We start from the raw sequence: 11,566 nt of genomic DNA, 5'->3' as shown, positions 1-11,566 counted from the left end.
GGCCACCTGATCGGTGTGAGCATCTCGTGACCGGTCCTGGCCTACGCGTCGCCGTGCTTGCCAAGCAGGTGCGCGTGTTCGGCGAGCAGGAGATCAACCCATACTGCCGTCGGGCCATCGCCTATGGTGTGCAGCTGGCCCGCCGCACCGCAGGCACCTGCACCGTCTTCACCATGGGCCCACCCTCGGCTCGCGACGTGCTCGCCGAGGCGTTGGGCCATGGCGCCGGCTTCGGCGTACACGTCTGCGATCCGGCGCTGGCCGCCGCCGACCTGCTGGTGACGGCCCGCGCGCTAGCGGCGGCGGTGGCCAAGGTCGGCCCGTTCGACCTGATCCTGCTGGGCAGCGCGTCGCTGGACGCGGAGACCGCGCAGCTCGGCCCGCACCTGGCGGGGCTGCTGGACCTGCCGTTCACCGGAGCGGCTCGCCAGCTTGAGGTCACCGCGACCAGTCTTGAGGCCACGTGCGAGCAGGACGACCGACTGGTCAGGGTCGGCGCGCGGCTTCCGGCGGTGGTCGCCGTCGCGGAGCGCCTGTGCGCCCCGGCCAAGGTGCCTGCACACGCCCGACCGGACCCCACACCCGCGATGACCGTGCTCGATCTGGCGATGCTTGCCGGTGCGATACCCGGTGCCGCCAGCCCGACCGCGATCCGCCCGATCGCCGCGCCAACGGCGACGAGGTCGGGACGGATTCTGTCCGGCCCTGTCGCGGCGCAGGTGTCCGCCGCGCTGGCCGAGTTGCGACGGCGAGGCGCACTGGACGGTGAGCCGCCGCCGCGGCCACCTGTCGCGCCAGCCCGACCCGGCGCGGTGATCACCGTACTGGCCGACCCGTACCACGATGAGCTCACCGTCGAGCTGCTCGGTGCCGCCGCCGACATCGGCGGCACTGTTCGACTGCTCTGCGGGCCGGGCCGGGCACGCAGGAATCTGGCTGCCTTCGGCGCCGACGAGATCTGGCGATGGGCACCGCACGACCCGGGTCCGGCCGCGGTAGCCGCCGCACTCACCCGCGACCCGGCACCGGGCCTGCTCCTCGCGCCGGCCACCGCGTGGGGGCGCACCGTAGCCGGCCGATATGCGGCAGTGGTAGGGGCCGGATTGATCGCTGATGCCACGAGCGTCACTCGGGCCGGTGGTACCACGGTCGCCACCGTCGCCGGCGGCGAGGTGCGGTGCGAGACCCGGCCGACGGTGGTCACCGTCGGGCCGGGAGTGCTGCCCATGCGTACCTCACGCGGGGCGGTAGCGGTCTCCGAGCGGCCGTGGGATGTGCCGCCTGCTTCGGCCGATGTCATCGTGCACGGCTACCGCACGGTCGACGACTACGCGGCCCTGACCCGGGCGGCGAGCGTGGTGTGCGTCGGCCTGGGCGTCGACGATCCGACCGACCCGTCGATCCGAGCGCTCCTGCGGGTGCTCGGTGCCGAGCTGGCCGCCACCCGCAAGCTGACCGACGCGGGGGTGCTGCCGCGGTCACGCCAGGTCGGGGTAACCGGCCGCGGAGTGCGGCCACGGCTGTACGTCGCCATCGGCGTGTCGGGCAAGCCGCACCACATCGCCGCGGTGGCCGGTGCCGGCACCATCCTGGCGATCAACTCCGACCCCGAAGCGCCGATCTTCGCCACCGCGGACGTCGGGATCGTGGCGCCCTGGCAGGAGGTGGTGCCGGCGCTGGTCACCGCGCTGTCCGCTCGGAGCGCCGCGTGATCACGGTGGTCGGCCTGTCGCAGGCGGGGGAGTTGCGTGCCGCCGCCGCCCTGCTGTGCAGGATCTGGGGAGCCGGAACGGAGAGCCCGCCGATACCGCTCGACGTGCTGTGCGCCCTCGCTCACACCGGTGGGTACGTCGCCGGGGCATACCTGGACGGGCAGCTGGTGGGAGCCGCTGCGGGCTTCCGTACCGCCGCCGGGCAGGGCCTGCACTCGCACGTCGTCGGCGTGGCGCCGGAATGCCAGGGCCGGGGCGTCGGCTTCGCGATCAAACAGCATCAGCGGCGCTGGGCGCAGGAGGCCGGCCTCGACCATGTCAGCTGGACCTTCGACCCGCTGGTCCGCCGCAACGCGTACCTCAACCTGGTGCGCCTTGGCGCCACCGCGGTCGAATACCTGCCCGACTTCTACGGCCCCCTGGATGACGCCATCAACGCCGGCGACCCCACGGACCGGCTGTTCGTCCGGTGGGACGTCGCCCCCGCGCCGCCCACGGACCCGGAGGGGCGGGTTCGGGCTGGACGTGGCCACCCCCGGCCGGGCGCGCCGCGCCCCGGCCAACAAGGCGCCCTGCTGGTGGAGATCCCGGCGGACATCGAGGCGCTGCGAGCAAGCGATCCGGCCGCGGCGTCCCGCTGGCGTTACGCGGTACGGGACTCGCTCGGCGGCGCGCTGGGCCAGGGCTACCAGGTGACCGGATTCGCCCCCGAGGGCCGGTACAAGCTGACGAAGCAATGACACTACGGGAGTTGCAGGCGATGAGACTTCACGGGATAGAGGTACGGCGGGTGGCTCTTCCGCTGGTCGCGCCGTTCCGAACGTCACTCGGCCGTCAGACGGTGCGTACGGCGGTGCTGCTGCGCGCGGAGACCACTCTGGGCGAGGGCTGGGGGGAGTGCGTCGCGGAGGACGACCCGAGCTACTGCGCCGAGTACGTGGACGGGGCGATCGACGTCATGCGCCGTTTCCTTCTCCCGGCACTCGGCGGTGAGCTGGACGCGTACGCGGTCGCGGAGCGACTGGCGCCGGTCAAGGGCCATCTGATGGCGAAGGCCGCCGTCGAGATGGCTGTGCTCGACGCCCAGTTGCGCGGCACCGGGTTGTCGTTCGGCGGATTCCTGGGTGCGGTGCGGTCGGCCGTACCGGCCGGAGTGTCGGTCGGCATCATGGATTCGGTGCCGGAGCTGCTGGAGGCGGTGGCCGGGTACCTGGCCCAGGGATACCTGCGGGTCAAGCTGAAGATCGAGCCGGGGTGGGATGTGGAGCCGGTCCGGGCGGTGCGGGAGCGCTTCGGTGACATCGGCCTGCAGGTCGACGCGAACACCGCCTACCAGCTGCGCGACGCCCGGCACCTGGCGAAGCTGGATCCGTTCGACCTGCTGCTGATCGAGCAGCCGCTGCCCGAGGACGACCTGCTGGGACATGCGGCGCTGGCCCGGTCCATCCGTACGCCGATCTGCCTCGACGAGTCGATCGTCAGTGCGCGGTCCGCGGCGCAGGCGATCGCGTTGGGCGCCACGTCGGTGGTGAACATCAAGCCCGGCCGGGTGGGCGGCTACCTGGAGGCCCGGCGCGTCCACGACGTGTGCGTCGCGCACGGCGTACCCGTGTGGGCCGGCGGGATGCTGGAGACCGGCCTGGGGCGGGCCGCCAACGTCGCGCTCGCCGCGCTGCCAGGGTTCGCGCTGCCGGGCGACACCTCGGCCTCGGACCGCTACTACACGCGGGACCTGACCGCGCCGTTCACCCTGGTTGACGGGCATGTGCGGGTGCCGGAGGGGCCCGGGCTCGGGGTCACTCCGGACCAGGACTTCCTGAAGGAGATCACGATAGCGACGGATTGGTTGCCGGCCGGTCCTCAGCGCTGAAAGACGATCTCTCCAGCCAGGACGGTCAGGGCCACCTGCAGGTCGCGCAGCGCCGCCGGCTCCCGGGCGTCCAGCGGGCCGTGCGGTGCGACCGCACCGCACTGGGCGGGCCGGCCACCGGCCAGACGGTGGCCCCGGCGAGGACCAGCCTCGGCGTTAGTCCGGTTCTGCTGGGCGACGGGTGCGCCGGCGGGTGGTGCCGACCTCCTCGGCGATGACCTCGGCCAGCCGGTTGCGCACCGTGGTCAGCCGGTGCATCGCGGCCGACGCCCGCTCGCGCTGCTCGGCGGCGAGGGCCAGGGACAGTGCCTCCAGGACGGTGACGGTGACCGTGATGCTGCTCAGCCGGTCGTGCCGGTTGACCTCGGCGCTGAGCACCGCCTCGACCCGGTCGCTGAGCGCGCCGCCGAGGGTGTCCGTGATCAGGATGACGCGGGCGCCCACGCGCTCGGCGTGTTCGAGCACCACCTCCTCCTCCGGCTTGACGTGGTGGTGGCTGACCAGGACCACCACGTCGCCGGAGGAGAGCGGGACCAGGGCGTCGGCGAAGAGGAAGCCCGATGCCTGCACGGCCCGGGCTCGCCGGCCCTGGCGCAGCATCCGGATGGTGAAATACTCCGCGAGCTGTCCGAGTATGCCCACGGCGCAGGTCAGGACGTAGTCGGCGTCGCGGATCGCGGTGACGGCCTTGACGAATTCGGCGGGCTGTACCGAGTGCCGCGCCGATTCGAGCAGGCCGATCTGTTCGGTGACCACCACGTCGAAGACCTGTTTGAGGTCGTCGCCGACCGCGTCCAGGCTGCGGTTGAGCCGGCCGGCGGGGGTGAGGCGGTCGCGTAGCGACTCTTGTAGTGCGCGCTTCAACGACGGCAGGCCGGAGTAGCCCAGTGCCTTGACCGTGCGGATCACGGTGGCGTCGCTGGTGCCGGTGAGCCGGCCCAGTTTTTCGGCGGAGGCGAACGCCACCTCCTGCGGGTTGTCCGCCATGAACTGGGCGACCGCCTGCTCGGCGGGGCTGAGGAGGTCACGGCGGGCGGCGACCCGCTCCGGCAGGGTGGAGCCGGGCCCGCTTGTAGTAGATGCCACGACTATTGACCTCCTCTGTAGTCGGTTCTACTGTACGACGCACCGGCCGCACTGGGGAAGGCACCCCACCGCCGTCGATGTTCCCACGTAGCGGGAGCGGTGGGAGCACCATGCGACGCATCCGCCGGTTCGATGGATTGGAGCACCCAAATGTTCACCAGCGCGGTGGTGGGGTTGGCGGTCGCCGTCTTCCTCGCCTCGTTCGTGGAGTTCGTCGAGGCGTTGACCATCGTCCTGGCGATGGGCATGACGCGCAGCTGGAAGTCCGCCTGGGCCGGTACCATCGCGGCCCTCGTGGCGCTCGCGGCGTTCACCGCCGCGGCCGGTTACGCCCTCGCCACATGGCTGCCCGAGGCGGCCCTGCAGCTCGTCGTCGGCACCCTGCTGCTCATCTTCGGGCTGCAGTGGCTGCGCAAGGCGGTGTTGCGCTCCTCCGGCCGCAAGGCTCTGCACGACGAGGCCGAGGAGTTCCGGGAGCAGGCCGAGGCGGCTCGCCGGGCCGGCCAGCAGAGCCGGTTCGGTCTGGACTGGTTCGCCTTCGTGGTCAGCTTCAAGGGGGTGTTCCTGGAGGGCGTCGAAGTGGTCTTCATCGTCATCACCTTCGGGCTCAACGCCCAGAACATGCCCGTCGCCATCGTCGGTGCGGCAGCCGCCGGGCTGATCGTCGTGGTGGTCGGCGCGTTCGCGCACGGCCCGCTGACCCGGGTGCCGGAGAACACCCTGAAGTACGGCGTCGGTCTGCTGCTCGCCACGTTTGGCCTGTTCTGGGCCGTCGAGGGCCTCGGCCTGCTGGCGCCGGGCCACCACAGCCTGGACTGGCCGGGCGGCGACTGGGCCCTGCTGGTGCTGCTCGCGGTGTGGCTGCTGCTGTCCCGGGCGCTCGTCGCGGCGCTGCGTCGGCCGGTGGCCGCGCCCCACGCCGCGGTTGCCGGTGCCCAGCGTGTCACTGAGGAGGTCTAGATGCGGTACGTCCGTGGGTTCCTGAGGTTCTGGTACGACTTCATCGTCGGCGACGACTGGAAGATTGCCGTGGCGGTGGTGGTCGCGCTCGGCGCCGGCGCGCTGGCGGTGCTGGCGGGATACGGCGGGTCGGCGCTGTTCGCGCCGCTGGTCGGGCTCGGGGTGCTGGCCACATTCGTCGTCGCCCTGCTGGTTGACGTCCGAGGCACTCGGTGAGGGTCGACCTGCTGCTGCGCAACGGGCTGGTCCGCGCGGGCGGCGACGAGCCGCCCGGATCGGACCGCCCGCGGCGGGCGCGGCCGGCCGACGTGGCCGTCGCCGACGGCACCGTCGTGGCGGTCGGCCCGCAGCTGCCGGTCCGCGCCGAGCACACCCTCGACCTGGCCGGCGCCACGATCGTGCCGGGGTTCGTGGACACGCACACCCACCTGAGCTGGGCGGGCGCCGCGCTGCTCCGGGTGGACGTCCCCCACGCCCGAGCTGGCGAGGACCTGCTCGCGGCGGTGCGCGGGGTGGCCGGACGGCTGCCCCGGGGACTGTGGCTGCGCGGCGGCGGCTGGCGGCGCGACACGCTGCCGGACGAGGGGCTGCCGGATCTCGCCGCACTGGACGCCGCGGCCGGCGGGCATCCGCTCTATCTCACCGACGTCGAGGGGACCGTCGCGCTCTGCAACAGCGTGGCCGCCCGCCTGTTGCGGCTGGCGGACCACCCGGAGATCCCCGGCGGGCGGATCAGCCCCGAGACGGGGCGGCTGCACGGTGCGGCCGTCGCGCACCGGGGGACGTCCGGGGTGATCCCGCCCGCCGGCCGCTACGGTGCCCGCGCCGAGTTGGCGGCCGCGCTGGCGGAGCTGCCCCGGCTCGGGGTGACCGAGGTGCACGACATCGCCACCTGGCCGGACGAGGGCCGACCGCCCCCGCCGGTGTATCTGGAGCGCAGCTTCACCGACGCGACGCTCTACGGTGAGCTTGCCTCCGCCGGTGGGCTGCCGGTACGGGTCGGTGTGCGCCCGACGCTGCACCGCTGGCGGGAGTTCGCCGGCGGGTCGCGTACCCCGGAGGTGATGGGGTTCAAGCTGTTCGCCACCGCGGGCGGCTACAGCGGCCCGCGCGGGCTGACGGGGGTCGTGTTCCGGTATCCCGGGGCCGCTGCCGCCTCGGCGGACGCGCTTGGCGCCGCCGCGGCCGGCTATCCGACATCCCTGCACGCGATCGGTGATCTTGACGTCACGGAGGCGATCGAGGTGATCGCCGCCGCCGGCCCGCCACCCGAGGGCCGCCGGCACCGCCTGGTGCACGGCCAGGTGGTGCGGCCGGCCGACGTGGCGCGTCTGGCGACCCTCCCGGCGGTCGCCGAGGTGCAGCCCTGGGCGATGGTGGAGGGGATGCCGAAGCTGCGGGCGGGGTTGTCGCCGGAGCTCGCGCGGCAGGCGTTTCCGTTCCGGTCGCTGCTGCGCGCGGGGGTGCCTGTGCTGTTCGGCTCGGACTGGCGCGCCGCGGAGCACGCAGACCTGCGGGAGGCGGACCCGCTGGTGGCGATGCGGCTGGCGGTGCACCGCACCGATCCGGTCACCGGCCTCGACTTCGGCCGCCACGAGGCGGTGACGCCGGGGGAGGCGCTCTGGTGCGCCACGAGCGCCGGCGCGCGGTACGCGGGGTTCGGTCCGCGGCGGGGGCGAATCGCGGCCGGGTACGCCGCCGATCTGGTCGCGCTGTCGGCCGATCCGGGCGCACCTGGCGGCCTCGACGAGGCCGGCGTGATCCTCACGGTTTCCCAGGGAAGCCTTACCTACCAGGCATAACCGCCGTCGCCCGGATGCGGCGGCGGCTCTTCGTATCCGATCCACAAAGTATCCACGACGGGTATTGACGAACCATGTAGCAGTTACTACGTTCGCTCCAACGCTCGCGACAGCAATGGGGCGACGGAGAGAAGGAGCCAGCAGATGGCACAGCTTTCCATCCCGCTCATCGAGGTTTCCGGCGGCCCGCTGGACCGGGGCCGGGCGTACGGCGAAGCGGCGAAGGACCGGATCGCCACGGCGATCGACTACTACGCCGAGGCGTTCGTCCGCTCCGCCGGGCTGTCCTGGTCGGACGTGACCACGCGAGCGCTGGGCTGGGTCCCCCTGATCGAGGACTATCTGCCCGGCATCCTCGAGGAGGTGCGCGGGATCGCCGAGGGCTCCGGGCGCACCTTCGGCGAGATCCTGGCACTCAACGGCCGCGGCGAGCTGTCGTACGCGAACCCGTTCGCCGGCGACGAACCCGGCGAGTGCACGTCGTTTGCCCTGATGCCCGACGGTAGCGGCGACGGCCACGTCTACTGCGGGCAGAACTGGGACTGGCGCAACCAGATTCGGGACACCCTCGTGCTGCTCCGCGTCGAGCAGCAGGGCAAGCCCACGATCCTGATGCAGGTGGAAGCCGGCCAGGTCGGCCGGCACGGGGCGAACTCGGCCGGACTGGCCCTCAACGCCAACGGCCTGGGCTCCCGGTTCAGCCAGGGCATGGGCGTGCCCGGCACCTTCATCCGGCGGAAGGTGCTGGAGCAGTGGGACATGCACGGCGCGCTGCGCGCGGTGTTCCGCGTACGACAGGCCTTCTCCACCAACCTCGTGCTCACCCACCGGGAAGCGTTCGCCATCGACGTGGAGACCACGCCGGGCCGCCACGGCTGGCTCTACCCGACCGACGGCCTGCTGGTGCACGCCAACCACTTCGAGTCCTTCATCCCGACCCAGGTGGCTGACGACTACCGGCCCAACGGCCTGGACACCCTCTACCGCGGGTACCGGGCACGGCAGGAACTGATGCGGTGCCGGCACCTCACCGACTCGGCGGAGGTGCGGGCCCAGGTGCGCAGGGCGATGAGCGACCACTTCTCCGCCCCGAACTCCCTGTGCACCCACCCGGACCCCGACGACCACCCGCTCGACGCGTACGTGACCGTCGCCTCGAGCCTGGTCGACCTGACCACGGGGGAGTACCGGATCGCGGTCGGCCCGCCTTGCGAGAACGACTACGAACTGGTGCCGCGCAACATCTACGACGGGCCGACGACGCGGCCCCGCACGTCCCCAGCGGACGCGCTGATCGGGAGCTGACGCACCGGTCACGTGGCGGCCGGCGCTCGCCCCACGAGCGCCGGCCGTGATGCCCCGAAAGCCGACTCCACGAAATCGGAATGAGGTAGGCACCATGAGAATACCTGGCTGGCGGCTGGCGGTCGCCACGCTGCTGGTGGCCATCGCCGGCACCGGCTGTTCCACCGGCGGATCCGACGCGGCCGGTGGCGGCGACACCACGAAGGTCAACGCCACCAGCAACGCCGGCGAGTGCGGCAAGGACACCCGCACCGTCGCCCACGAACTGGGCAGTACCGAGATCAAGGGCACTCCCGAGCGGGTCGTCGCGCTGGAGTTCTCCTTCGTCGACGCCCTGGCCTCGATCAAGCTCAAGCCGGTCGGCATCGCCGACGACAACGACACCAACCGGATCATCCCGCAACTGCGCGACCAGCTCGCCGGCTACACCTCGGTGGGCCTGCGCCAGTCGCCCAACCTGCAGCAGATCAGCGCCCTCAAGCCCGACCTGATCATCGCGGACGTGCGGCGCCACAAGAACATCTACGACCAGCTGAGCCAGATCGCACCGACCATCGCCTTCAACAGCAACCAGGCGAGCTACCAGAAGAACCTCGACAGCGCGGCGGCGATCGGCCAGGCCCTCAACCGCTGCAAGGCCATGGACGACCGGCTCGCCCAGCATCGCAAGACGATGGAGGAGCTCAAGGCGAAGATCCCCGCCGGGAAGAACGACAAGTTCATGTTCGCCGTGGCGGGGGAGAAGACCTTCACCGTCCACACGGCCGCCGGCTACACCCCGTCCGTACTTGAGGCACTCGGCCTGACCTGCGTCGTCCCGGCCAGTGGCGACACCACCCAGCCCGAGATGAACCTCGAGTCGTTCGTCGCCGCCAACCCGCCGATCCTGTTCGTCACCAACCCCGCGGGCACCCTCTTCGAGCAGTGGCAGAAGAACCCGCTGGCGCAGCAGGTTACCGCGATCAAGGACAACAAGGTGTTCCCCGTAGACGTGGCCGTCTGGTCGCGGTGGCGAGGGGTCACGGCAGCCGAGCTGATCGCCCAGGACGTCGTGACCAAGGTGTACGGCGGCTGACATGACGGCAGCCACCATCTCCGGGTCCACGGCACCCGTCGACGCCGACACCTCCGCCCGGTCACGCTACGGGCCGGCGCTGCTGGTCGGCGCGGTCATCGCGGTCCTGCTGGTGGTGGGACTGCTGTGGAGCATCACGTTGGGCAGCGTGGCGATCTCGGTGGGGACCGTCTTCGCCGCGCTGTTCCACCCCGGCACGACCATGCAGGAGATGGTCGTGCGCACCATCCGGCTGCCGCGCGCGCTGCTGTCCGGAGTCGTCGGCGCGAACATGGGCGTCTCCGGCGTGGTCATGCAGGGCATCACCGGCAACCCGCTGGCCGCCCCGGAGATCCTGGGCGTCAGCGCGGGAGCCGCCGTGATGGTGGTCGGCGCCCTCACCTTCGTACCTGGACTGGAAGGCGCCCCACTGGTCCCGCTCGCCTTTCTCGGCGGCGCCGGCGCCGGACTGCTGGTCCTGGCCCTGGCCGGGGCCGGCCGCGGCCGGGTGGAAAACGTCCGCCTGGCCCTGGCCGGATTCACCATCGCCTCCCTGCTGCTGTCGGCCACCCAGGGCCTGATCATCTTCAACGACAACGACACCGGCAACGTCTTCTTCTGGCTGGTCGGCGGGGTCAACTTCGCCACCTGGTCCGATCTGGCCACGGTGGCTCCGTGGGCGGTCGCCGGCCTCATCGGGGCGGTTGCGCTGGCCCGGTCGCTGGACATGCTCTCACTCGGCGAGGACCTGGCCCGCGGCCTCGGCCTGCGGGTGCAGCGCACCCGTTTGCTGGGAGCCGCGGTCATCATCGGGCTGGTCGCGGGCTCCGTCGCGGTGGCCGGGCCGATCACCTTCGTCGGACTGGTCGTGCCGCACATCGTGCGCCGGCTGGTCGGCACCGCGCATGCGGTGGTCATCCCGCTGTCCGCGCTGGGCGGAGCCACCCTGCTCATCTACGCCGACATCGCGTCCCGCTTCGTCAACCCGCCGTACGAGGTGCCGGCCGGCGTGGTCACCGCGCTGATCGGTGCGCCGTTCTTCGTCGCCCTCGCCCGACGTCAAAGGATCTCCGCATGACCGCCCAACCAGTTACGGCACCAGTGGCCGTACGACACGTCACCCGGCAGGGGCGGCGACAATGGGCCATCGCCGGCACGATCACGGCCGCCGCGCTGCTCGCCTCGGTGCTGACCCTGGGCGCCGGCGCCCGCGGGATCGGCTGGACCGACGGGTTCAGCGCCGTCGCCGGCCACCTCGAGTCGGACAAGGCGCTGCTGATCGAGCGGTTCCTGGCACCGCGGGTCCTGCTGTGCTGGCTGGTCGGCATCGCGCTGGCAGTCTCCGGCGGGGTCCTGCAAGGCGTGATCCGTAACCCGCTCGCCGCCCCCGACATCATCGGTATCACCAAGGGCGCCGGGGTGGCAGCCATGGGCGCCCTGCTGCTGTGGCCGACCGCTCCGACGGCGGCCCTCCCGGTCGCGGCCTTCGCAGGCGGCGTGGGCGCCGCCGTGCTGGTCTACTTCTTCGCCTACCGCCGGGGGACCTCGCCGGCCCGCCTCGCTCTGGTCGGGATCGCGGTCAGCGCCCTGTGCGAGGGCGGCATCCGGTTCCTGCTGGTGCGCAACCCGCTCGACGTCAACGCCGCACTGAGCTGGCTGACCGGCAGCATGTTCGGCCGCACGATGACCCACGTGGCGCAGTTCGCGCCGTGGGTGATCGTCCTGGTACCGCTGGTGCTCTACTACGCCCGCCGACTGGACGCCCTGGGCCTCGGCG

Annotated in this window: 11 protein-coding genes; 10 read left to right on the top strand and 1 reads right to left on the bottom strand. The window is 72.0% G+C overall.

Annotation, left to right across the window (positions count from 1 at the left end; translation table 11 throughout):
- The 3 genes from ONA70_RS30065 to menC form a co-directional block, all read left to right on the top strand.
- Positions 1–1,712: FAD-binding protein (locus ONA70_RS30065; RefSeq protein WP_265009872.1), on the top strand; the 1,712-nt coding region annotated here is incomplete at its 5' end.
- Entirely contained in the window at positions 1,709–2,452 is a 744-nt protein-coding gene (locus ONA70_RS30060; protein ID WP_265009871.1) for a GNAT family N-acetyltransferase, read from the top strand. The genes ONA70_RS30065 and ONA70_RS30060, both read left to right, overlap by 4 nt.
- Before the next feature lie 50 nt (positions 2,453–2,502).
- Positions 2,503–3,582, top strand: a complete 1,080-nt coding sequence (gene menC / locus ONA70_RS30055; protein ID WP_265009870.1) for an o-succinylbenzoate synthase — start codon at positions 2,503–2,505, stop codon at positions 3,580–3,582.
- 156 nt (positions 3,583–3,738) lie between these two features.
- Here menC and ONA70_RS30050 read toward each other — a convergent pair whose 3' ends face one another.
- Positions 3,739–4,668 carry a MurR/RpiR family transcriptional regulator gene (locus tag ONA70_RS30050; protein ID WP_265009869.1) on the bottom strand — a complete coding sequence of 310 codons (930 nt, stop codon included), beginning with the start codon at positions 4,666–4,668 and terminating at the stop codon, positions 3,739–3,741.
- Positions 4,669–4,818: 150 nt separating this feature from the next.
- Between ONA70_RS30050 and ONA70_RS30045 the strand changes: the two genes are divergently transcribed.
- From ONA70_RS30045 to ONA70_RS30015, 7 genes are all read left to right on the top strand, one after another.
- Entirely contained in the window at positions 4,819–5,628 is an 810-nt protein-coding gene (locus tag ONA70_RS30045) for a COG4280 domain-containing protein (RefSeq protein WP_265009868.1), read from the top strand.
- Positions 5,629–5,844, top strand: coding sequence for a hypothetical protein (locus ONA70_RS30040; RefSeq protein WP_265009867.1), 216 nt, complete (start codon positions 5,629–5,631; stop codon positions 5,842–5,844). It begins immediately after the preceding gene.
- Positions 5,841–7,430 (top strand): amidohydrolase, encoded by a 1,590-nt coding sequence (locus ONA70_RS30035; RefSeq protein WP_265009866.1) that lies wholly within the window; start codon positions 5,841–5,843, stop codon positions 7,428–7,430. The genes ONA70_RS30040 and ONA70_RS30035 overlap by 4 nt, the downstream gene beginning before the upstream one ends.
- A gap of 144 nt (positions 7,431–7,574) precedes the next feature.
- Positions 7,575–8,735, top strand: coding sequence for a C45 family autoproteolytic acyltransferase/hydolase (locus tag ONA70_RS30030; protein ID WP_265009865.1), 1,161 nt, complete (start codon positions 7,575–7,577; stop codon positions 8,733–8,735).
- Between the two features lie 94 nt (positions 8,736–8,829).
- Complete coding sequence (locus ONA70_RS30025; protein WP_265009864.1) at positions 8,830–9,810, top strand: ABC transporter substrate-binding protein; 981 nt, start codon at positions 8,830–8,832, stop codon at positions 9,808–9,810.
- A gap of 1 nt (position 9,811) precedes the next feature.
- Positions 9,812–10,867 carry a FecCD family ABC transporter permease gene (locus tag ONA70_RS30020; RefSeq protein ID WP_265009863.1) on the top strand — a complete coding sequence of 352 codons (1,056 nt, stop codon included), beginning with the start codon at positions 9,812–9,814 and terminating at the stop codon, positions 10,865–10,867.
- The coding region (locus ONA70_RS30015; RefSeq protein ID WP_265009862.1) for a FecCD family ABC transporter permease at positions 10,864–11,566 on the top strand (703 nt) is incomplete at its 3' end. The genes ONA70_RS30020 and ONA70_RS30015, both read left to right, overlap by 4 nt.

Origin of the sequence: Micromonospora yasonensis (assembly GCF_026013475.1) — a bacterium.
Classification (GTDB): domain Bacteria; phylum Actinomycetota; class Actinomycetes; order Mycobacteriales; family Micromonosporaceae; genus Micromonospora; species Micromonospora yasonensis.
This window is presented reverse-complemented; position numbering and strand designations above follow the sequence as displayed.